Origin of the sequence: Streptomyces sp. NPDC014656 (genome assembly GCF_043084305.1) — a bacterium.
Classification (GTDB): domain Bacteria; phylum Actinomycetota; class Actinomycetes; order Streptomycetales; family Streptomycetaceae; genus Streptomyces.
In genome coordinates this window covers 104,966-126,298 of the sequence record NZ_JBIBZN010000002.1, presented here as the reverse complement: position 1 = coordinate 126,298, position 21,333 = coordinate 104,966, and the positions used below count along the sequence as shown (strand labels likewise).

Sequence of the window (21,333 nt, the reverse complement as noted above, 5' to 3'; positions counted from 1 at the left end):
CCCCACCACGGTAGGCGCGTGTGGCCGGTTTTCGCTACGGTGCGTTCATCTGAGGCCACAGCATGTAGGAAGGTGGGAACCGGCCGGTAATCGGGGCGTGACGTCCGGTGAACGGTGAGCGGTGAGGGGCTCCGCGCCGGAGGAGCCGGAGGGCGTACGGGCTCCGCCCCGGGGAGTGCCGGAGGGCGTACGGGCTCCGCTCCGGAGGTGGCCCCGGGGTCAGCGGGGGCTCTCGCGCCAGCGGTACTGGAGCTCCGGGCGGCCGATCTGGCCGTACTGCGGGGCCCGGACCGCGCGGCCCTCCGTGACCAGGTGCTCCAGATAGCGGCGGGCGGTGATCCGCGAGATGCCCACCGCCGCGCCCGCCTCCGCGGCGGTCAGCCCCGCCGGCGCCTCGCGCAGGGTGCGGGTGACCGCCTCCAGCGTCGGGCCGCTCAGCCCCTTCGGCAGGGTCGCCGGGTGCGGGGCGCGCAGCGCGGCGAGCGCCCGGTCCACCTCGTCCTGCCCGGACGCCTCCCCGGCCGCGCCCCGGAACTCCGCGTACCGCACCAGCCGGTCCCGCAGCGTGGCGAAGGCGAAGGGCTTGAGGACGTACTGCACGACCCCGAGCGACACCCCCTCGCGCACCACCGCCAGGTCGCGCGCCGAGGTCACCGCGATGACGTCCGCCCCGTGCCCGGCGGCCCGCAGCGCCCGCAGCAGCGCGAGCCCGTGCCCGTCCGGCAGGTAGAGGTCGAGCAGGATCAGGTCCACCGGCACCCGGTCGAGCAGCCGTACCGCCGCCGCCCGCGAGTGCGCCACCCCCACCACCCGGAAGCCCTCCACCCGCCCCGCGTACAGCGCGTGCGCGTCGGCGGCGACGGGATCGTCCTCGACCACCAGCACCCGGATCTCCTGCGCCCCGCTCACGCCGCGCCCCCCGTCCGCTCCCGCTCGCGGTCCCCGTCGGCGGTGCCCGCCCGGCGCGGCAGCGGCACCCGGACCGTGAAGCGGGCGCCGCCCTCCGGGCTCTCGGCCAGGGTGAGGGTGCCGGCGGCGCGGGTGACGGCCTGGCGGACCAGGGCCAGGCCCAGGCCGCGGCCCGGGCCCCGGGTGGACCAGCCGCGGCCGAGGACCGCCTCCCGGTCGGCGGGGCGGACGCCGGGCCCGCTGTCGTCCACCCGGAGCAGCAGCTCGCCGTCGCCCGCGCGGGCCGCGACCGTGACGGTCACCCGCGCCTGCGGGGTGCCGCCGACCGCCTCCACCGCGTTGTCGACGAGATTGCCCAGGACCGTGACGAGGTCCCGGGGCTCCAGGGCCGGCGGGAGCAGCCCGTCGTCGATCCGGCTGTCCTCGGTGAGGGTCAGCTCCACGCCCCGCTCGTTGGCCTGCGCCGCCTTCCCGAGCAACAGCGCCGCGAGGACCGGCTCGCCGACCGCGTCCACCACCCGGTCGGTGAGCGCCTGCGCCAGCTCCAGCTCGGCCGTGGCGAACTCCACCGCCTCGGCCACCCGCCCGAGTTCGATGAGCGACACCACCGTGTGCAGCCGGTTGGCCGCCTCGTGGGCCTGCGAGCGCAGCGCCTCCGTGAAACCGCGCTGCGAATCCAACTCCCCTGACAATGACTGGAGTTCGGTGCGGTCCCGGAGCGTCACCACGGTGCCGCGCCGCTCCCCGCCCACCACCGGACGGGTGTTGACCACCAGGACCCGGTCGTCGGTCAGGTGCGTCTCGTCCACCCGGGGTTCCGAGGAGAGCAGCGCTCCGGTCAGCGCCGCCGGCAGCCCGAGTTCGGCGGCGGGCCGGCCGACCACCCCCTCGTCCAGGCCGAGCAGTTCGCGCGCCCCGTCGTTGATGAGCGCGATCCTGCGCCGCCCGTCGAGCATCACCAGGCCCTCCCGCACGGCGTGCAGCGCCGCCTCGTGGTAGTCGTGCATCCGGCTCAGCTCGGCGGCGTTCATCCCGTGGGTGTGCCGCCGCAGCCGGGCGTTGATCACGTAGGTGCCGGCGCCGCCGAGCGCCAGCGCCGCGCCCGCCATCCCGAGCAGCGCGGTCACCGCCTCCCGTACCTGCGCGCTGATCCGCTCGATGGTGATGCCGGCGGAGACCAGCGCGACCACCCGCCCGTCGGCGAGGACCGGCGTGATCGTCCGCACCGAGGGGCCCAGGGTCCCGAGGTGGGTCTCGGAGAAGGTCTCGCCGCGCAGCGCCGGCTCGATGTGGCCGAGGTAGTGGTCGCCGATCCGGTCGGGCTCCGGGTGGGTCCACCGCGTGCCGTCCGGCGCCATGATCACCACGAAGGCCACGTCGGCCCGCCGGCGCAGCTCCTCCGCGTACGGCTGGAGCGCGGCGGACGGCGCGGCCGAGCGGGCGGCGGCCACCACGGACGGGGAGCCGGCGACGGCCGTCGCGGTCGCCGTGGACTGCCGGCGCGCGGTCTCCTCGGCCTGCGCCCGGTCCGTGACGTACGCGAAGACCGCGCAGCCCGCCACGACCGCGGCCATCAGCACGACCTGCATCGCGAAGAGCTGGCCGGCCAGGCTGTGGGGCCGGGGGAGGGGGCGGAGGAGCGGGATGCGCATGCGAGCAAGTGTGCACGGCGGGATTTGCTCCGGTGCGTCGCGTTCCCGAATCGTTCCCTCCCGCGGGCCGCGGTCACGGCCGCTCCGGCGGACCCGTGACGTTTCGGCCGTGAACGAAACGCACGTAACCGTGACCGCGGTCACAGGCTGATGGATAGTCGCGGAGTCCACCGGGACGTGGACACCCCCATCAGCGCGAGGAGGACCCCGTGGCCGCACGCCGGGACCGCACCCACTATCTGTATCTGGCCGTGATCGGCGCCGTCCTGCTCGGCATCGGCGTCGGTTTCCTCGCCCCGGGCGTGGCCGTCGAGCTGAAGCCGCTGGGCACGGGCTTCGTCAACCTCATCAAGATGATGATCTCGCCGATCATCTTCTGCACGATCGTCCTGGGCGTCGGATCGGTCCGCAAGGCCGCCAAGGTCGGCGCCGTCGGCGGCCTCGCGCTCGGCTACTTCCTGGTGATGTCGACCGTCGCACTCGCGATCGGCCTCGTCGTCGGCAACCTCCTGGAGCCCGGTTCCGGCCTCCACCTCACCAAGGAGCTGGCCGAGGCCGGCGCCAAGCAGGCGGAGGGCGCGAGCGAGGGCACCGCCGACTTCCTGCTCGGGATCATCCCGACCACCCTCGTCTCCGCCTTCACGGAGGGCGAGGTCCTCCAGACCCTGCTCGTCGCCCTCCTCGCGGGCTTCGCGCTCCAGGCCATGGGGGCGGCCGGCGAGCCGGTGCTGCGCGGCATCGGGCACATCCAGCGGCTGGTCTTCCGCATCCTCTCCATGATCATGTGGGCGGCCCCGGTCGGCGCCTTCGGCGCGATCGCCGCCGTCGTCGGCGCGACCGGCCTCGACGCCCTGAAGTCGCTCGCCGTCATCATGATCGGCTTCTACCTGACCTGCGCGCTCTTCGTCTTCGTCGTCCTCGGCACGCTCCTCCGGCTGGTCGCCGGGATCAACATCTGGGCGCTCCTGAAGTACCTGGGCCGCGAGTTCCTGCTGATCCTCTCGACCTCCTCCTCCGAGTCGGCGCTGCCCCGCCTCATCGCGAAGATGGAGCACCTGGGCGTCTCCAAGCCGGTCGTCGGCATCACCGTCCCCACCGGCTACTCCTTCAACCTCGACGGCACCGCCATCTACCTCACGATGGCCTCGCTCTTCGTCGCCGAGGCGATGGGCGACCCGCTCTCGGTCGGCGAGCAGATCTCCCTCCTCGTCTTCATGATCATCGCCTCGAAGGGCGCCGCCGGAGTCACCGGCGCCGGCCTCGCCACCCTCGCCGGCGGCCTCCAGTCGCACCGCCCCGACCTGGTCGACGGCGTCGGCCTGATCGTCGGCATCGACCGCTTCATGAGCGAGGCCCGCGCCCTCACCAACTTCGCGGGCAACGCCGTCGCCACCGTCCTCGTCGGCACCTGGACGAAGGAGATCGACCGGACACGGGTGACCGAGGTCCTGGCGGGGAAGTTCCCCTTCGACGAGAAGACGCTCGTCGACGACCACACCGACCACGCCGACCACGCCGCCCCCTCTCCGGCCGTCGGCCCCGAAGCCGTACCCGACCAGCGCGACCAGGGCGAGGAGCGCGCCCGCGCCGGCGTCTGACCCCCACCGAACCTCCTCCCGGGACCCGGGCCTTGAGCCGGATCCGGGCACCGGGAGGAACTCGCCCCGCGCAAACCGCCCTTGACGCCGTCAAGGGCGGTCGGGCGAGAAGGGGGGCACTGGCTCCGCGTGTCGGTCCGCGCGCGAAGGCGGAGACACGGAGGCAAGAGAACGGCAGGGACGGCCTTCGAGCGGCTGAGCGCCGAGCACGCCACCGTCCCGCGGGTGCCGGACGGGCCGCGGGAGCCGCTCGCCCGGGTCGACGGGACGGAGCCCGGGGACCCGCGCCCGGAGTTCGACCGGCTGCGGGCGGAGCCGGAGGCGCACTTCGCGCACGAGGGGCGGAGGTGCCGCCGCCGCTGCGGGCCGCCGCCCCGGTCTCGTGACGCCGTCCTTGCCCTGACGTCGGCGTCAACGCGTACGTTCGTCGGCATGCGCATCGGAGAGCTGGCCGAGCGGGCCGGGACGACCACGCGGACTCTGCGGTACTACGAGTCGCGCGGTCTCCTGCCCGCCCGGCGCACGGACCAGGGGCACCGCGTCTACGACGAGGGCGACCTCCGGCTGCTCCGGGAGATCCGGACCCTCCAGGACTTCGGGTTCGAGCTGGAGGAGACCCGGCCGTTCGTCGAGTGCCTGCGGGCCGGGCATCCGGCGGGGGACTCCTGCCCCGCGTCGGTCGCCGTCTACCGCCGCAAGCTCGGCGAGCTGGACGCGCTGCTCGGCCGGCTCCAGGAGGTGCGCGACCAGGTGGCCGTCCAGCTGCTGAGGGCCGAGGCGGAACTGCCCCGGGGGCCCGCGCCGAGGTGCGAACTCGGCACGGAGACGGCGACGAAAGCGGACACGGAGGAGTGACGGCGATGGACAGCGACACACGGACCACGACCACCCCGGCGGCCACGGCGGCCACGACCACCCCGGCGGCCCCAGTGGCCCCGGCGGCCACGGTGACCGAGACCTCGGACGCGGGCTTCGCGGCCGACGTCCTGGCGGCCGGACCGCCGGTACTGGTGCAGTTCACGGCCGTCTGGTGCGGCCCCTGCCGGCAGCTGAAGCCGGTGCTCGCCGCGCTCGCGGCGGAGGAGGCGGGCCGGCTGCGGGTGGTCGAGATCGACGTGGACCACAACCCCGCCACCGCCGCCCGCTACGGCGTCCTGGCCACCCCCACCCTGATGGTCTTCCAGGACGGCGAGCCGGTGAAGTCGCTGGTCGGCGCCCGCCCGAAGCGACGCCTGCGCCAGGAGCTGGCCGACGTCCTGGACTGAGCCGGGGCACGGGGCACGGGGCACGGGAAGGGCCTGGCCGAGGGTGCCCCCAGGCGCTCCACCGGCCCCTGTCGGGGGGCCGGTGCTTGACCTCTCCCGGGGGATTGGCGATACGATACGTCTCGTCTTGTTGACCCCGTGGAGAGGAGACCGGCATGGCGCGCGAACGGTACGTGGACGTGGAGCCCGGCGTACGGCTCTGGGCCGAGGAGCACGGCGACCCCTCCCGGCCCCCGCTGCTCCTGGTCATGGGCGCGCTGGCCCCCGGGCTCAACTGGCCGGACGAGCTGGTGGCGCCGCTCGCCGCCCGGCACCGGGTGATCCGGTACGACCACCGGGACACCGGCCGCTCCACCTGGGCCTTCGACGAGAAGCCCTACCCCCTGGGCCGGCTCGCCGAGGACGCGGTCGCCGTCCTGGACGCGTTCGGCGCCGACCGGGCCCATGTCGTCGGCATGTCGCTGGGCGGACTGCTCACCCAGCTGCTCGTCGCCGACCACCCGGACCGGCTGCTCAGCGCCACCGTCATCGGCACGACCGCGCTCAGCACCGCGCCGTACGTCCGCCCCGACGGGACCCCCGTGCCGGCCGGGGAACTGCCCGGCCCCGCCGCGCACCTCCTGGAGTTCTGGGGCCGCCCGGAGGAGGACCGGGACCTGGAGGCGGAGCTGGACCACCGGGTCGCGCACTGGCGGGCCCTCGCCGGCGACGCGCTCCCCTTCGACGCGGACTGGTTCCGGGCGCAGGAGCGCCGGATCGTCGCCCACACCGGACACCACCGGTCCCCGACCGCCCACGCCCGCGCCGACGCCTCCGGCCTGCTCCGCACCGAGGAGCTGGCCGCCGCGCGGGTGCCCACCCTGGTGATCTCCGCGCCGGCCGAACCGGTCACCCCGCCCCCGCACGCCGAGCACCTCGCGCAGGTGATCCCGGGCGCCCGGCTCGCCGTCGTCCCCGGCATGGGCCATGCCCTCCCGCCGGAGGTCCACGCCCCGCTCGCGAGGGAGATCCTGCGTCACACCGCGACGGCCTGAGGGCACGAAAAAACCCCGACCGAATTGACAGTCGGGGTGGTGCGGCGCCTATATTGGTGAATTCCGTGTGCTTGCTCTGAGCTTATGCTCGACGAATTCACGGAGCATTTCACTAAAGGCACTGTATCGCGCTGGGAGTCGAATTGTCAACCGAGCCAATTCGGGACGAGCAGAAATTCATCACCTCGCTCTACGCGCGGCTCGACGACCTGAGGGACCGGGCCGAGGCCGCCGTCGGCGAGGCCCTCGGGGCCCCCGGGACGGGGAGCGCGCAGTCGCGCCTGGAGCGGGACATCATGGTCGCCGAGCAGTCGGGGCTGCTCGCCGCTTTCAACGCCGGCGAGACCGGGCTCTGCTTCGGCCGGCTCGTCTTCCGGGACGGCCGCGACCACCACATCGGGCGCATCGGCCTGCGCGAGGACGACCCGAAGCGGACCCCGCTGGTCGTCGACTGGCGCGCCGAGGTCGCCCGCCCCTTCTACCTGGCCACCGGCCACGAGCCGATGGGCCTCACCCGCCGCCGGCACATCACCACCCGGGGCCGCGAGGTCGTCTCGCTCCACGACGAGGTCCTGGACCTCGCCGACCGCAGCCGCTCCGGGCACGAGGGGCGGGACGCCGACGAGGTGCTGCTCGCCGCGCTCGACGCCGCCCGCACCGGCCGGATGCACGACATCGTGCAGACCATCCAGGCCGAGCAGGACGCCATCATCCGCTCCCCGCACCACGGCGTCCTCGTGGTCGAGGGCGGCCCCGGCACCGGCAAGACCGCCGTCGCCCTGCACCGCGCCGCGTACCTCCTCTACGCCCACCGCGAGCAGCTGGCCAGGCGGGCCGTCCTCATCGTCGGCCCCAACCCGGCCTTCCTCGGCTACATCGGCAACGTCCTGCCCTCGCTCGGCGAGACCGGCGTCCTCCTCGCCACCCCCGGCGAGCTGTACCCGGGCGTCCGCGCCACCGGCGCCGACACCGCCCGCGCCGCCGCCGTGAAGGGCGACGTCCGGATGGCCGCCGCGCTGGCGGAGGCCGTGCGCGACCGGCAGCGGGTCCCCGAGCGCGGCGAACCGCTGGTCGTCCCGCACGAGGACGGCGACCTCGTCATCGACTGGGACATGGCCCTGGAGGCCCGCCACAAGGCCCGCGAGACCGCCCTCCCGCACAACCTCGCCCGCCCCTACTTCGCCTTCCGGATCCTCGACGCGCTCGCCGCGCAGCTCGCCGACCGGATCGGCGCCGACCCGTACGGCGGCCCCAACTTCCTCGGCCCCGACGACATCGCCCTGCTCGCCAAGGGCATCGCCGCCAACCCCGACGTGCACGCGGCGATCGACGAGCTCTGGCCCGAGCTCACCCCCGAGTCCTTCCTCGCCGGCTACCTCGCCGAGCCCGCCCACCTCCCCGAGGAGGACGCCGCCGCGATCCGCCGCGACGGCGGCCCCTGGACCCCGGGCGACGTGCCGCTCCTCGACGAGGCCGCCGAACTCCTCGGCCACGACGACTCCGCCGCCCGCGCCGCCCAGGAGGCCGAGCGGCAGCGCCAGGTGCAGTACGCGCAGGGCGTCCTCGACGTCTCCTTCGCCTCCCGCACCTACGAGTTCGAGGACAAGGAGGAGCTCGACGAGGACGCCTCCGAGGTGCTGTCCGCGCACGACATCATCGACGCCGAGCGCTTCGCCGAGCGGCAGGAGGAGGCCGACCACCGCACCGCCGCCGAGCGGGCCGCCGCCGACCGCACCTGGGCCTTCGGCCACATCATCGTCGACGAGGCGCAGGAGCTGTCCGCCATGCAGTGGCGCCTGCTCATGCGCCGCAGCCCCACCCGCTCCATGACCCTGGTCGGCGACCCCGCGCAGACCGGCGACCCGGCCGGCGTCGGCGCGTGGGAGCGGATCCTCACCCCGTACGTGGAGGACCGCTGGCAGCACGTGAAGCTCGGGGTCAACTACCGCACGCCCGCCGAGATCATGGCGGTCGCCGCCGCCGTGCGCCGGGAGGACGACCCCGCCTTCGAGCCGCCCGGCTCGGTCCGCTCCACCGGCGTCGAGCCGTGGGACCGGACCGCCGAGGACCCGGTGAAGGAGGCCGCCGACGCCGTCGCCGCCGAGCGCGGCGCCGAGGGCCGGCTCGCCGTGATCGCCCCGGCGGAGCTGCTCCCCGCCCTGGTCGCGGCCCTCCCCGACGCCTCGTACGGCGAGCAGCCCGACCTCACCCGCCCGGTCGTCGTCCTCGACCCCCGGCAGGCGAAGGGCCTGGAGTTCGACACCGTCCTCGTCGTCGACCCGGACGGCATCCGGGCCGGCGCCCCGCACGGCACGAACGACCTGTACGTGGCGCTGACCCGGGCCACCCAGCGGCTCGGGATCGTCAGGCGGGCCTGAGCCCGGTCACGCGGGCCTGAGCCAGACCGTCGCGAGCGGCGGCAGCGTCATCCGGACGCTCGCCGACCGCCCGTGCCACGGCACCGACTCGGTCTTCACCGGATCGGCGGCGACCACGTCCGAGCCGCCGTAGAGCGCCGCGTCCGTGTTCAGCACCTCGCCCCAGGCGGCGAAGGAGTCCGGCACGCCCAGCCGGTAGTCGTGCCGGACGACGGGGGAGAAGTTGCAGACGGCGAGCAGCGGCGAGCCGAAGCCGTCGTAGCGGAGGAAGGCGAGGACGTTGTCGTCGGCCGCGTCCCCGACCACCCACTGGAAGCCCTCCGGGACGGTGTCCCGCTCCCACAGCGAGGGCGTCGCCGTGTAGACCCGGTTCAGGTCCCGCACCAGGTCCCGCACGCCCCGGTGGTCGGCGTGCGCCCCGTACTCCGGGTCGAGCAGCCACCACTCCGGCCCGTGGTCCGCCGACCACTCCGCTCCCTGCGCGAACTCCTGTCCCATGAAGAGGAGTTGCTTGCCCGGGTGGGCCCACATGAAGCCGAGGTAGGCCCGGTGGTTGGCGCGCCGCTGCCACCAGTCGCCGGGCATCTTCGACACCAGCGCCCGCTTGCCGTGCACCACCTCGTCGTGCGAGATCGGCAGGATGTAGTTCTCGCTGTACGCGTACACCATCGAGAAGGTCATCTCGTGGTGGTGGTACTTGCGGTGCACGGCCTCCTTCTCCATGTACTGGAGCGAGTCGTGCATCCAGCCCATGTTCCACTTCATGCCGAAGCCGAGTCCGCCGTGGCCGCCCGGCCCGACCAGGTCCGTCGCCCGCGTCACCCCGTCCCAGGCCGTCGACTCCTCGGCGAAGGTCACGATGCCGGGGCAGCGGCGGTAGACGGTGGCGTTCATCTCCTGGAGGAAGGCCACCGCGTCCAGGTTCTCCCGGCCGCCGTACTCGTTCGGCACCCACTCGCCGTACTCGCGCGAGTAGTCGAGGTAGAGCATCGAGGCGACCGCGTCCACCCGCAGGCCGTCGATGTGGAACTCCTGGCACCAGTAGACCGCGTTGGCGACGAGGAAGTTCCGCACCTCCGTGCGGCCGTAGTCGAACTCCAGCGTCCCCCAGTCCGGGTGGTGGGAGCGGCGCGGGTCCGCGTGCTCGTACAGCGGCCGCCCGTCGAACTCGGCCAGCGCCCAGTCGTCCTTCGGGAAGTGCGCCGGCACCCAGTCCATCAGCACGCCGATCCCGGCCCGGTGCAGCGCGTCCACCAGGAACTTGAAGTCGTCCGGGGTGCCCAGACGGGCGGTCGGCGCGTAGAAGCCGGTGACCTGGTAGCCCCACGAGCCGCCGAAGGGGTGCTCGGTGACCGGCATGAACTCCACGTGGGTGAAGCCGAGTTCGCGCACGTACGCGGGCAGCTCGACGGCCAGCTCGCGGTAGCTCAGGCCGGGCCGCCAGGACGGCAGGTGGAGCTCGTAGACGGAGATCGGCGCCTCGTGCGGCGGGCGGGCGCCGCGCCGTGCCATCCACTCGGCGTCGTCCCACTCGTAGTGCGACTCGGTGACGATCGAGGCGGTGTTCGGCGGGCACTCGGTGCGGCGGGCCATCGGGTCGGCGCGGACGGTGTGCGAGCCGTCGGGGCGGGTGATGTCGTACTTGTACAGGGCCCCCTCCCCGACGCCCGGCACGAACAGCTCCCACACGCCGGTCGAGCCGAGGGACCGCATGGGCAGCCCCGTGCCGTCCCAGTGGGTGAAGTCGCCGGTGACGCGGACGCCCCGGGCGTTCGGCGCCCAGACGGCGAAGCGGGTGCCGGTCACTCCGCCGTGGGTCATCACCCGGGAGCCGAGCGCCGTCCACAGCTCCTCGTGCCGGCCCTCGCCGATCAGGTGCAGGTCCAGGTCGCCGAGGGACGGCAGGTGCCGGTACGGATCCTCCACGGCGATCTCGTCCCCGTCGTAGCGGACGCGGAGTCCGTACGCGGGCACCTTGCGCAGCAGCGGCACGAACGCCGAGAACAGACCGTCGCCGTCGTCCGTCAGCTCGACCCTCCGGCCCTTCGGCAGCACGGCCGCCACCTCCCGCGCCCACGGGCGCAGCGCCCGGATGACGAGCCCGCCCTTCACCGGGTGGGCGCCGAGCAGCGCGTGCGGGTCGTGGTGCTCGCCGGCGAGGAGCCGCGCGCGCTCGCCTGGGTCGAGAGGGGGCGCCGTGCGGGGCTTCTTGGCGGTCACCGGATGCCTCCTGAAATGTCGGAACTGTACGTATAGGGCAACGTCTTCGCCGACCATCGGGAAACTCCGCCGAACGGGCCATCTCGTCCGGCGGAGCCCCTCGCTCACGGGGTGGTGGCGAGGCGTTGGATGGCGGACATGGGGACGGGGAGCCAGTCGGGGCGGTGGCGGGCCTCGTAGACGACCTCGTAGACCGCCTTGTCCGTCTCGTAGGCGCGGAGGAGGGCGGGGTCCGTCCGGGGGTCCGCGCCCGCGACCTCCGCGTAGCCCGTGCAGTACGCCGCCCGGCACCGCGCCGCCCAGTCGGCGTTCCAGGGCCGGTGGGTGCGGGCCGCGTAGTCGAAGGAGCGCAGCATGCCGGCGACGTCGCGGACGGTCGGCTGCGGGCGCCGCCGCTCGTCGAGGGGCTTCGCCGGCTCGCCCTCGAAGTCGATGACGGCCCACGCGCCGTCGGAGCCGCGCAGGGTCTGCCCGAGGTGCAGGTCGCCGTGGATCCGCTGTACCGCGCCCGCCCCCTCCGCGCCGCCCGCCGCCGCGAAGACGGCCCGCAGCCCGGGGACGTACGGCAGGAGCGCGGGGACCGCCTGCGCGGCGGCGTGCAGCCGCCGGTCCATGGCGGCGGCCAGTCCCTCGGTCTCGGCGCGTTCCAGCCGCTGGGTGGGGAGGGCCTCGGCGAGGGCGAGGTGGACCTCGGCGGTGGCCCGCCCCAGCGACCGCGCCTCGGTGGCGAACTCCCGTCCCGCCGCCAGCGCGTCGAGCGCGAGCCGCCAGCCGTCCCGCGAGTCGCGGAGGTAGGGCTGGAGGACGCCCAGGGTCGCCGCCCCGGACTCGAACCAGGCCACCGGAGCCGGGACGCGGGCGCAGCCGGCCTGTCCGAGGGCGAGCGGCAGTTCGAGGTCGGGGTTGGCTCCCGGGCTGACCCGGCGGAAGATCTTGAGGATGTAGGCGTCGCCGAACACCAGCGAGGAGTTGGACTGTTCGGCGTCGAGGACCCGGGGGGCGAGCGCCCCGGGCAGCGGGCGGGTGGCGTGGAAGCGGAGCGGTCCGGTGCGGCCGGGGGTGCGCAGCCGCTCGTACAGGAGCCCGGCGAGGCGTGGGTCGCGCAGCCCCTCGTAGACGGCGCGGCCGGCCAGCGGGCCCTGCCGGACGCGTCCGATGAGGGCGGGGGCGAGGCGCGGCGGCAACTGCGTCCGCACGCCGAGGAGGAGCTGGTAGCAGTCGGCGGGTTCGCCGGCCGGGCGGCCGGGCTGTTCGACCCGCAGGAGGAGGTGGAGGAGTCCGGGTCCGGCGCCGTCCAGGGGCAGCAGCTCGGTGGCCGCGTCCAGCGTGAATCCCGTGACCCGGCGGCCCTTGCCCGCGAACCAGCGCTGCCGGGGCAGCCATTCGCGGAGCAGGGGCGTGAGGGACGGGAGAAGGGCGTCCGGGGCCCGGGTGGTGGATGCGGCGGTCTCCGGCATGGCATCGCGTCCTTTCCCCGGGGTGCGCGCAGGGCTGTCGTAAGCGTTCAAATGCGCAGATTGTCCCGGATGGCGGCTGGGGCTGTCCGGATGTGCGGGACGTGTCGGAAAGGGAAGATCCATATGGATGGACCCGGATGGGGCTGAATCGTGTGTGGGACACAGTTCCCAGAGCGGGGCGGCGGAAACCGCCCCGCTCCGGAAAGGACCGGCCGTCAACTCCGCTTCATGCGGAACCAGTAGAAGCCGTGGCCCGCGAGCGTCAGCAGGTACGGCAGCTCGCCGACCGCGGGGAACTCCACCCCGCCGATCAGCTCCACCGGCCGCATCCCGGCGAAACGCCGCAGGTCCAGCTCGGTCGGCTGGGCGTGCCGCGAGAAGTTGTTCACGCAGAGGACGAGATCGTCGCCGTCCTCCCTCAGGAAGGCGAGCACCGCCGCGTTGGAGGACGGCAGTTCGGTGTACGTGCCGGTCCCGAAGGCGCGGTTCTGCTTGCGGATCTCGATCATCCGCTTCGTCCAGTGCAGCAGCGAGGACGGCGAGGCCATCCCCGACTCCACGTTGGTCACCTGATAGCCGTGGACCGGGTCCATGATGGCCGGCAGGTAGAGCCGCCCGGGGTCGCAGGAGGAGAAGCCCGCGTTCCGGTCCGGGGTCCACTGCATCGGGGTGCGGACCCCGTCCCGGTCGCCGAGCCAGATGTTGTCGCCCATGCCGATCTCGTCGCCGTAGTACAGCACCGGGGAGCCCGGCAGCGAGAAGAGCAGCGCGGTGAACAGCTCCATCTGCTTGCGGTCGTTGTCGAGGAGCGGGGCGAGCCGCCGCCGGATGCCGATGTTGGCCCGCATCCGCGGGTCCTTGGCGTACTCGGCGTACATGTAGTCGCGTTCCTCGTCCGTGACCATTTCGAGGGTGAGCTCGTCGTGGTTGCGGAGGAAGATGCCCCACTGGCAGCCGGAGGGGATCTCCGGCGTCTTGGCCAGGATCTCCGAGACCGGGTACCGGGACTCGCGGCGCACGGCCATGAAGATCCGCGGCATGACCGGGAAGTGGAAGGCCATGTGGCACTCGTCGCCGCCGGAGCGGAAGTCGCCGAAGTAGTCCACGACGTCCTCGGGCCACTGGTTGGCCTCGGCGAGCAGCACCGTGTCCGGGTAGTGGTCGTCGATCTCCTTGCGGACCTGCTTGAGGAAGGTGTGCGTCGCCGGCAGGTTCTCGCAGTTGGTGCCCTCCTGCTGGTACAGGTACGGCACCGCGTCCAGGCGGAAGCCGTCGATCCCCAGGTCCAGCCAGAACTTCAGCGCCGACAGGATCTCCTCCCGCACGGCCGGGTTCTCGTAGTTGAGGTCCGGCTGGTGCGAGAAGAAGCGGTGCCAGTAGTACTGCTTGCGGACCGGGTCGAAGGTCCAGTTGGAGGTCTCGGTGTCGACGAAGATGATCCGGGCGTCCGGGTACTGCTTGTCGTCGTCGGCCCAGACGTAGTAGTCGCCGTACGGGCCGTCCGGATCGCGCCGCGACTCCTGGAACCACGCGTGCTGGTCGCTGGTGTGGTTCATGACGAAGTCGATGATCACGCGCATCCCGCGCTGGTGCGCCGCGTCCACGAACTCGACGAAGTCGGCGAGGTCGCCGAACTCGGGGAGGACCGAGGTGTAGTCGGCGACGTCGTAGCCGCCGTCGCGCAGCGGCGACTTGAAGAACGGCGGCAGCCACAGGCAGTCCACGCCGAGCCACTGGAGGTAGTCCAGCCGGGACGTGATGCCCTTCAGGTCGCCGACGCCGTCGCCGTTGCTGTCCTGGAAGGACCGGACGAGGACCTCGTAGAAGACCGCCCGCTTGAACCAGTCGGGGTCGCGGTCCTTGGCGGGGGTGTCCTCGAAGGTGTCGGGGACGGGATCGTTGACAGTCATGAGGTGGGTGACCCTCCGGTCTGCGGGGACGGTCGCAGGACGAGCACGTGCGCGGGCGTGACGCCCGGTTCCAGGCGCACGTAGGCGTTCCTGCCCCAGTGATAGGTGTCGCCGGTGAGCTCGTCGCGCACCGGAACGGTCTCGTGCCATCCGAGGCCGAGTTCCGGCATGTCCAACGAGACCGTCGCCTCCTGGGTGTGGTGCGGGTCGAGGTTGACGACCACCAGAACGGTGTTCGAACCCGACTTCTTCGAGTACGCGATCACCTGCGGGTTGTCGGTGCCGTGGAAGCTGAGGTTCCGCAGGCGCCGGAGCGCCGGGTGGCGGCGCCGGATCCGGTTCAGGGCGGTGATCAGCGGAGTGATCGTCGCGCCCGAGCGCTCCGCCGACTCCCAGTCACGCGGCCTGAGTTGGTACTTCTCCGAGTCCAGGTACTCCTCGCTGCCGGTGCGCAGCGGGGTGTTCTCGCACAGCTCGTACCCGGCGTAGATCCCCCAGGTCGGCGACAGCGTCGCCGCGAGCACCGCCCGCACCTCGAAGGCAGGCCGGCCGCCCTCCTGGAGGTAGCCGGGCAGGATGTCCGGGGTGTTCACGAAGAAGTTGGGGCGCATCTGCGCCGCCACGTCCCCGGACAGCTCGGTCAGGTACTCGGTCAGCTCGTCCTTGGTGTTCCGCCAGGTGAAGTACGTGTACGACTGCTGGAAGCCGATCGCGCCGAGCGTCCGCATCATCGCCGGCCGGGTGAACGCCTCCGCCAGGAAGATCACGTCCGGGTCCGCGCCGTTGACCTCCCCGATCACGCGCTCCCAGAACACCACCGGCTTGGTGTGCGGGTTGTCCACCCGGAAGATCCGCACCCCGTGGTCCATCCAGTGCCGCAGCACCCGGACCGTCTCGGCGACGATCCCGTCCATGTCCTTGTCGAACGCGATCGGGTAGATGTCCTGGTACTTCTTCGGCGGGTTCTCCGCGTAGGCGATCGAGCCGTCCGGACGGTGGTGGAACCACTCCGGGTGCTTCTCCACCCACGGGTGGTCCGGCGAGCACTGGAGCGCGAAGTCCAGCGCGATCTCCAGGCGCAGCTCCCGGGCCCTGGCCACGAAGGCGTCGAAGTCCTCGATGGTGCCCAGGTCGGGGTGGACCGCGTCGTGCCCGCCCTCCGGCGAGCCGATCGCCCACGGCACGCCGACGTCCTCCGGGGCCGCCGACAGGGCGTTGTTGGGGCCCTTGCGGTGGGTCTCGCCGATCGGGTGGACCGGCGGCAGGTAGACCACGTCGAAGCCCATCGCCGCGATCGCGGGGAGTCGTTCGGCGGCGGTGCGGAAGTTGCCCGGAACCGTGCGGCCCTCGACCTTCCGGACGCCCTCCGAGCGCGGGAAGAACTCGTACCAGGAGCCGTACAGGGCCCGCTCGCGCTCCACCCGGAGCGGGAACACGGGGGAGGCGGAGACCAGTTCGCGCAGCGGGTGCCGCTCCAGGGCCTCCGTCACGCGCGGCGCGAGCGCGGCGGCCAGCCGCGCGGCGGCCGGCCGGGACTCGTCGCGCAGCGCGTCCGCGACCGCGAGCACCGCCTCCCGCCCGCCGCCCTTCTTCGGCACGCCCTTGGCGGCCCGCTCGTGCAGCTCCGCGCCCTCGGCCAGCACCAGTTCGGAGTCGATCCCGGCCGGGATCTTGATCTTCGCCGCGTGGCGCCAGGTCGCCAGCGGGTCGCTCCACGCCTCGACGGAGTACGTCCACAGGCCCTCGGCGTCCGGGGTGACCTCGGCCCCCCAGCGGTCGGAGCCCTCGGACAGCTCGCGCATCGGGGTCCACGGCCCCGGCCGGCCGGTCGGGCCGGTCAGCACGACATTGGCGGCGACCGCGTCGTGGCCCTCGCGGAAGACGGTCGCCGACACCTCGAAGGATTCGCCGGCCACCGCCTTCGCGGGGCGCCGGCCGCAGTCGACCAGCGGGCGGACGTCCAGTACGGGAATGCGTCCCATGAGCGGATTCACAGCATCACCTGACGGGTTGCGGGGGTGCGGGTGGTGGTGCGCTCTTTCTAGCCGCGCCGGAGGCCGGTGGGAGGCGGGCATCGCCGCGCCCCTCCGCGTTCACTCGGATGGCGGGCCCACAGGGATGAAGACGGGTACGGAGAGGAGGGAACCGGGGGTACCGGGGGAGCCTTCCCCAGGTTCTCGGGTGGGCAATCCGGCCCTTTGTTAACTACTAGGGCGTAGGGGATGGGACAAGACCGGGACCGGCCGGAACCCCGCCGGGCGCGCCGGGACGACCCGGATCCGCCGCCCGGCTGGCTACGCTGACGCTCCGTCGTCACCGACCGCGGAAGGTGCGTGACCCCATGGACGCCGTCACCGCCCGGGCCGTCCTGCACTACGTGCTGGACGGCGGATGCCGGATCGCCGTCACCGGCACCGCCGCCCTCGCCCCCTCCGGCGGCGAACTGGTCCTGCTGCCCGCCGCCGCCCGCCACCGGATCTCGCCCCTCCCGGGCGGACGGGGAGGCCCGACACGGGGGGACGGGACGGGGCCTGCCGGTCCTGCCGGTCCTGCCGGTCCTGCCGGTTCCGGTGGTCCCGTGGGCCTCGTTGATCCCGGTGGTCCCGGTGGTCCCGGTGGTCCCGGTGGTCTTGGTGGTCTTGGTGGCTCCAGCGATCCTGGTGGCCCCGGCGATCCCGGTGCCCCCGGTGGTCCCGTAGATCTCGTAGGCCCCGCCGACCTCGCCGATCCCGACGGTCCCGGTGGCTCCGGTGGCTCCGGTGGCTCCGGTGGCCCCGGCGGTCCCGGCGGTCCCGGCAGTCCCGGTGGCTCCAGCAGTTCTGGTGGCTCCAGCGATCCCGGCGGCCCCGGCGGCCCCGGCGGCCCCGGTGGCCCCGTAGATCTCGTGGGCCCCGCCGACTCCGGCGATCCTTGCGATCCCGGCGACCCTGTCGGCGCCGCCGGTCCCGCCGTCAGGGTCGTGGACCTCGACGGGCCCGGGGGGCCGGTGCGGCTGTTGAGCCTGCGCACCGGGTACGACCGGCGGGCCGTCAGGCCGCTCGTCGCCGGTCTGCCCCGGGCCGTCCTGCTCGACCGGCGCCAGATCGAGGGGGCGCCGCTGCTGCGGGACACGCTGCGGCTGCTCGCCGAGCCCGGGCGGCGGGGCGGACCCGGGGACCGGCTGCTCGCCCTGCGGGCGTTCGAGGCGGCGCTCGCCCTCGCCGCCACCGCGCCCCGCCCGCCCGGCGCGGCCCACCCGCACCCCGGCATCGCCCGCGCCGTCGCCGCCATCGAGACCCGCTACGCCGAGCCGTGGACCGTGGACACCCTGGCCCGCGAGGCCGGGATGTCCCGGTCCGCCTTCACCGCCGCCTTCCGCGAGGCCGTCGGCACCTCACCGGCCCGCCACCTGACCGCCCGCCGGATACGGGAGGCGGCCCGGCTGCTCGCCGGGACCGGGCTCCCCCAGTCGGCCGTGCCCGCCCGCGTCGGCTACCGCAGCCGGGTCGGCTTCCACCTCGCCTTCCGCACCGCCTACGGCACGACCCCGGGGGAGTACCGGGCCGCCGCGCCCCGCCGGGCGTGAACCGGCCGCCGTCGGCCCCCGCGGCCGATCTGATGTAATCGTCCCGGCGTCCAGGGGATGCGGCGCCGGGGACGGGGGCGGTCTTGCAAGCGCTGGACGGGTCGGATCCGCGACAGGTGGGGCGGTACCGGATTCTCGCGCGCCTGGGGGCGGGCGGGATGGGACGGGTCTATCTGGGGCGGTCCACCAGCGGCCGGACGGTCGCCGTCAAGGTGGTGCGCGCCGAACTCGCGGAAGACCCCGACTTCCAGCGCCGGTTCGTCCGCGAGGTGGAGGCCGCCCGGCGGGTCACCGGCTTCTTCACCGCGGCCGTGGTCGACGCCGACCCCCTGGGCTCGCCCCCCTGGCTCGCCACCGCCTACGTCCCCGGGCTGCCCCTGGAGACGGCGGTGCGCACGCACGGGGCGTGGCCCCGGCGCTCGCTGCTCTACCTGGGGGCCGGCCTGGTCGAGGCCCTGGAGGCCATCCACGGCACGGGGCTGATCCACCGCGACCTGAAGCCGTCGAACGTGCTGATCGCCGCCGACGGCCCCCGGGTGATCGACTTCGGCATCTCGATCATCGCCGAGTCGAACGTCCTGACGCAGGCGGGGATGGTGATCGGCACCCCCGGCTTCATGTCGCCCGAACAGGTGGCGGGAAGCGCCGTCGGCCCGGCGAGCGACGTGTTCTCGCTGGGCGCCGTGCTGGCCTTCGCGGCCACCGGGGCCGGGCCGTTCGGCACCGGCTCCGCGCACTCGGTGAACTTCCGTGCCGTCTACGGCGAACCCGACCTGCGCCTGCTGCCGCCGGGGACGGAGTTCATCGGCCGCTGCCTGGAGAAGGACCCCGCCCGGCGGCCCACCGTGCCGCAGCTGCTGGCGGAGTTCGCGGGGCTGCTCGGCGAGGGCGGCGGCCACACCTACGGGGGAGGGGCGGCGGACGAGACCGCCTGGCTGCCGCAGGCGGTGGCGGCGGCCCTCCGCGACGCGGGGGGCGCCGCCGGACCGGCGGCCGCTGCCGGCTCCGGTCCCGCACCGGTGCCCACCCCTCCTCCCGCCCCCGGCCCCGCGCCGTCCGCGTGGACCCCGCCGACGCCCTCCTCCCGCGCCGGGACGGCCGAGGGCCACCACGAGCCGCCCGCCGGGGAGCCGGGGAGCGCGGGCGCCCCGGCCGGCACGGCGTCCAGGCCCGACCCCCGCGTCCCCCTCTCGAAGGGCCCCGCCGCGCCGCCGCCGATGCCGGCCACGCCGCCGCCCGCGATGCCGGCGGCGCCGCCCGCCGCGCCGCCGGACTTCGCCGGCCGGCCGCCCGCCGGGCACCCGGCCGCCGGCAACCCGTACGCCGTCACGGCCCCCTCCCCGTACCCCCCCGGCCCCGGCAGCGGCGGCGGTCCGGCCCGCGCGCCGGGCCCCCGCCGGGCCCGCAGGCTCGTGGCGATCGCCCTCGGCGTCGCCCTGGTGGCGGGCGGCGGCGTCACCGCCGTGATCCTCTCCCAGAAGGACGACCCGTCCGGGAAGAAGGGGCAGACGCAGGGCCAGGGGAAGACCGGGGACGACGGGAAGGGGAAGGGCGAGGGGGACGGCTCCGCCCGGTCCGGCGGTGGCTTCAACGCCGCCGTCGGCAAGGTGGTCAACGCCTCCGACGAGAAGGGCGGCACCCTCCGCCTGGTCAGCGGGCAGGACGCCGACTCCTGGGACCCGGCCCGCTCCTACGCGGGATGGGTCTGGAACGTCCAGCGGCTCTACACCCGCACGCTGATGACCTACGCCGCCGAACCGGGCGAGAAGGGCCTCTCCGTGGTCCCGGACCTGGCCGCGGCACAGCCCGAGGTGTCCTCCGACGGCCGGACCTACACGTTCAGGCTCAGGCCCGGACTCAAGTTCGAGGACGGTACGCCGATCACCGCCGCGGACGTCAAGTACGGCATCGAGCGCGTCTTCGCGCCGGAGATCGTCGGCGGACCGACGTACCTCGTCGACGTCCTGGACCAGAAGCAGAACTATCCGGGCCCGTACAAGGACACCGGGTCGTCGGGCCTGCGGTCCGTCGAGGCCCCCGACGACCTCACGCTCGTCTTCCGGCTGGCCGAGGCCGACTCCCGGTTCCCCTACCTGCTCACCATGGGCGCCACGGCCCCCGTGCCGCGGCAGCGCGACGCCGCCGCCCGGTACGAGACCAGGCCGCTCTCCTCGGGCCCGTACCGGTTCGACTCGTACCAGCCGGGCCGGTCGCTGGTCCTCGTCCGCAACGAGCAGTGGGACCCCGCGACCGACCCGCTCCGCAAGGCCCTGCCGGACCGCGTCGAGCTGAGCATCGAGCCCGATCAGGCCAAGGCCGACGAGCGGCTGCTGGCGGGCACCGCCGATCTGGACGCCTCCCAGGTCGGCCTGGCGCAGGAGACGGCCGCCAGGGTGCTGGCGGACCCGAAGCTGAAGGCCGACGTGGACAACCCGTACAGCGGGTACCTCCGGATGGCCGCGCTGATCTCCGACGCCGCCCCGCTGGACAACGTGAACTGCCGCAAGGCGGTGTTGTACGCGGCCGGCACCAAGGCCCTGCGGACCGCGCGCGGCGGGGAGACGTTCTCCTCGCCGCAGGGCAACATGCTGCCCCCGACGGCCCGGGGCGCCGACTCCTACGACCCCTTCGGCCTGACCGGGGGCGAGCCCCGGCGCGAGGAGGCCAAGGAGGCGCTGCGGGCGTGCGGCAAGCCCGGCGGCTTCACCACGAAGATCGCCGTGAACGGCGGCAACTCCAAGGACCTCCAGGTGGTCGACGTCCTGCAGGGCGACCTCAAGGCCGTCGGCATCACCCTGGAGATCGAGCGGTTCGACAACGTCCCGGCCTACTTCTCCGCCCTGGGCTCTCCCAAGATCCTGAAGGAGAAGGGGATCGGCATGCTCGTCCTCGGGTGGGGGACCGACTTCCCCACCGGCGCGGGCTTCCTCCAGCCCCTCGCCGACAGCGCCCTGAGCAGGACCGAGGGCAACAGCAACTACGCCCGGGTGAAGGACCCCCGGATCGACGAACTGTTCGACCGGGCCTCGGCCGAGACCGACGACGCCGCGGCGACCCGCATCTACCAGGAGATCAACCACCGTGTCACGGACGGCGCCTACTACCTGCCGTTCAGCGCCGAGAAGATCGTCAACCACCGCAATCCGCGGCTGACCAACGTCTACGTCCACGAGGCGTTCAACCTGGTCGACATCCAGGCCCTGGGGGTCGGCGAAGCGCGGTGACGGGCCGGGGCGCGCCCCCGGGCGCCCCGTCCGTGCCCCCGGGCGCCCCGCCCGGAGCGGGGCCCGGGCCCTACGCTCGGTGCGGCACGCCGGACGCACAGCGTGGTGCGTCCGCTCCGTA

General features: G+C 73.9%; 13 protein-coding genes. 7 read left to right on the top strand and 6 right to left on the bottom strand.

Features of this window, described 5'->3' with window-relative positions:
• Positions 1 to 219: 219 nt before the first annotated feature.
• Both ACF1ED_RS04415 and ACF1ED_RS04410 read right to left on the bottom strand, forming a co-directional pair.
• Positions 220 to 909, bottom strand: coding sequence for a response regulator (locus ACF1ED_RS04415; protein ID WP_391756906.1), 690 nt, complete (start codon positions 907 to 909; stop codon positions 220 to 222).
• Positions 906 to 2,561 carry an ATP-binding protein gene (locus ACF1ED_RS04410; protein WP_391756905.1) on the bottom strand — a complete coding sequence of 552 codons (1,656 nt, stop codon included), beginning with the start codon at positions 2,559 to 2,561 and terminating at the stop codon, positions 906 to 908. The genes ACF1ED_RS04415 and ACF1ED_RS04410 overlap by 4 nt, the downstream gene beginning before the upstream one ends.
• Before the next feature lie 209 nt (positions 2,562 to 2,770).
• Between ACF1ED_RS04410 and ACF1ED_RS04405 the strand changes: the two genes are divergently transcribed.
• The 5 genes from ACF1ED_RS04405 (at position 2,771) to ACF1ED_RS04385 (ending at position 8,836) form a co-directional block, all read left to right on the top strand.
• Complete coding sequence (locus tag ACF1ED_RS04405) at positions 2,771 to 4,159, top strand: cation:dicarboxylate symporter family transporter (RefSeq protein ID WP_391756904.1); 1,389 nt, start codon at positions 2,771 to 2,773, stop codon at positions 4,157 to 4,159.
• Positions 4,160 to 4,591: 432 nt separating this feature from the next.
• A complete protein-coding gene (locus ACF1ED_RS04400; protein WP_391756903.1) occupies positions 4,592 to 5,014 on the top strand; it encodes a MerR family transcriptional regulator in 423 nt (140 codons plus the stop codon).
• Between the two features lie 74 nt (positions 5,015 to 5,088).
• Positions 5,089 to 5,424: a thioredoxin family protein gene (locus ACF1ED_RS04395; RefSeq protein WP_391757490.1), complete on the top strand. Its 336-nt coding sequence runs from the start codon at positions 5,089 to 5,091 to the stop codon at positions 5,422 to 5,424.
• Between the two features lie 155 nt (positions 5,425 to 5,579).
• The gene (locus tag ACF1ED_RS04390; protein WP_391756902.1) at positions 5,580 to 6,458 is read left to right on the top strand and encodes an alpha/beta fold hydrolase; all 879 of its coding nucleotides are present in this window, start codon (positions 5,580 to 5,582) and stop codon (positions 6,456 to 6,458) included.
• A 143-nt stretch (positions 6,459 to 6,601) separates the two neighbouring features.
• Positions 6,602 to 8,836, top strand: coding sequence for a HelD family protein (locus ACF1ED_RS04385; RefSeq protein ID WP_391756901.1), 2,235 nt, complete (start codon positions 6,602 to 6,604; stop codon positions 8,834 to 8,836).
• A gap of 6 nt (positions 8,837 to 8,842) precedes the next feature.
• Here the strand turns inward: ACF1ED_RS04385 and glgB are convergent, their stop codons facing one another.
• The 4 genes from glgB to ACF1ED_RS04365 all read right to left on the bottom strand — a co-directional run bounded on the left by glgB (position 8,843) and on the right by ACF1ED_RS04365 (position 16,405).
• Positions 8,843 to 11,056 carry a 1,4-alpha-glucan branching enzyme gene (gene glgB / locus ACF1ED_RS04380; protein WP_391756900.1) on the bottom strand — a complete coding sequence of 738 codons (2,214 nt, stop codon included), beginning with the start codon at positions 11,054 to 11,056 and terminating at the stop codon, positions 8,843 to 8,845.
• A gap of 104 nt (positions 11,057 to 11,160) precedes the next feature.
• The gene (locus ACF1ED_RS04375) at positions 11,161 to 12,513 is read right to left on the bottom strand and encodes a maltokinase (RefSeq protein ID WP_391756899.1); all 1,353 of its coding nucleotides are present in this window, start codon (positions 12,511 to 12,513) and stop codon (positions 11,161 to 11,163) included.
• Positions 12,514 to 12,728: 215 nt separating this feature from the next.
• On the bottom strand, positions 12,729 to 14,423 hold the full coding sequence (gene treS, locus ACF1ED_RS04370; protein ID WP_391756898.1) for a maltose alpha-D-glucosyltransferase: 1,695 nt from the start codon (positions 14,421 to 14,423) through the stop codon (positions 12,729 to 12,731).
• The gene (locus ACF1ED_RS04365) at positions 14,420 to 16,405 is read right to left on the bottom strand and encodes an alpha-1,4-glucan--maltose-1-phosphate maltosyltransferase (RefSeq protein ID WP_391756897.1); all 1,986 of its coding nucleotides are present in this window, start codon (positions 16,403 to 16,405) and stop codon (positions 14,420 to 14,422) included. Before ACF1ED_RS04365 ends, treS begins: the two co-directional genes overlap by 4 nt.
• Positions 16,406 to 17,418: 1,013 nt before the next feature.
• On the opposite strand from ACF1ED_RS04365, the gene ACF1ED_RS04360 reads away from it, so the two are divergent.
• Both ACF1ED_RS04360 and ACF1ED_RS04355 read left to right on the top strand, forming a co-directional pair.
• Positions 17,419 to 17,988, top strand: coding sequence for a helix-turn-helix domain-containing protein (locus tag ACF1ED_RS04360; RefSeq protein ID WP_391756896.1), 570 nt, complete (start codon positions 17,419 to 17,421; stop codon positions 17,986 to 17,988).
• A gap of 116 nt (positions 17,989 to 18,104) precedes the next feature.
• Positions 18,105 to 21,212, top strand: a complete 3,108-nt coding sequence (locus ACF1ED_RS04355; protein ID WP_391756895.1) for an ABC transporter substrate-binding protein — start codon at positions 18,105 to 18,107, stop codon at positions 21,210 to 21,212.
• Positions 21,213 to 21,333: the final 121 nt, after the last annotated feature.

What these genes read in the sequence shown, in the direction of transcription:
- ACF1ED_RS04375 (WP_391756899.1), bottom strand. Translation starts at nt 12,513, where the DNA reads ATGCCGGAGACCGCCGCATCCACCACCCGGGCCCCGGACGCCCTTCTC.
- ACF1ED_RS04400 (WP_391756903.1), top strand. Translation starts at nt 4,592, where the DNA reads ATGCGCATCGGAGAGCTGGCCGAGCGGGCCGGGACGACCACGCGGACT.
- ACF1ED_RS04410 (WP_391756905.1), bottom strand. Translation starts at nt 2,561, where the DNA reads ATGCGCATCCCGCTCCTCCGCCCCCTCCCCCGGCCCCACAGCCTGGCC.
- ACF1ED_RS04365 (WP_391756897.1), bottom strand. Translation starts at nt 16,405, where the DNA reads ATGGGACGCATTCCCGTACTGGACGTCCGCCCGCTGGTCGACTGCGGC.
- treS (WP_391756898.1), bottom strand. Translation starts at nt 14,423, where the DNA reads ATGACTGTCAACGATCCCGTCCCCGACACCTTCGAGGACACCCCCGCC.
- ACF1ED_RS04390 (WP_391756902.1), top strand. Translation starts at nt 5,580, where the DNA reads ATGGCGCGCGAACGGTACGTGGACGTGGAGCCCGGCGTACGGCTCTGG.